Here is a 642-nt window from a genome sequence, read left to right as displayed (position 1 = left end):
TCTTCCAAGCGTGCGTTACGGATATCGATGCCAGTGTTGGCGAAAATGATCTGTTTGATCGCTTCTGTACCATTGGTAAAACTTCCGGGTTGAACAAAAAACTTCGCACCCAATGTTTTCGTTAATGTGTCTGCGATCAAATTGTCAGAATGCTTGAGCATGTCATCAAGTAAATCGGATAGCGGCTTTGATTGATGTAATGCCATCAATTTACGTTGTTTCTGTGGCGCTGAACCAATCTTAATTTTGCCTTTGAGCTCAATACCTAATTGCTTGAGTAACGTACTGATATTTTGACTGGTATAACGTTCAGGATCTTGAACCGCAAATTTGAGAGGCAGCGGCTTTTCTCGTTCGACTAAGCATCCTTTTAATTCGTAGCGATTGTCTGGGTTAGCAAGCAGGTCTAAATCGCAATGGCGGCTCTTTTGAATCGTCTTAGAAACGGTCTCGACCGAACTTTTAACACGAATAGGTTGATGCTCAGGCACATAGACTCGAGTCCCGCCATCTTTTTGCGTATAGATAGAAGCTTGGACGCAGTTGTTGTTGAGTGTAATGCTAGAAGCCGGAGCGCTGTAGCAAACCCCCAGAATGTCCCACGGCCAACCCACCGCTCGGTCATACCCTGTAAAGGCACTG

Annotated in this window: 1 protein-coding gene; it reads right to left on the bottom strand. The window is 45.0% G+C overall.

The features are described from left to right. The coding region (gene dacB, locus R7Q48_RS28285; RefSeq protein WP_318133636.1) for a D-alanyl-D-alanine carboxypeptidase/D-alanyl-D-alanine-endopeptidase at positions 1-642 on the bottom strand (642 nt) is incomplete at both ends.

The sequence above is a fragment of the Vibrio sp. 378 genome, assembly GCF_033339435.1.
The sequence above is the reverse complement of the archived record's forward strand: the minus strand, read 5'-3'. Positions and strand labels throughout refer to the sequence as shown.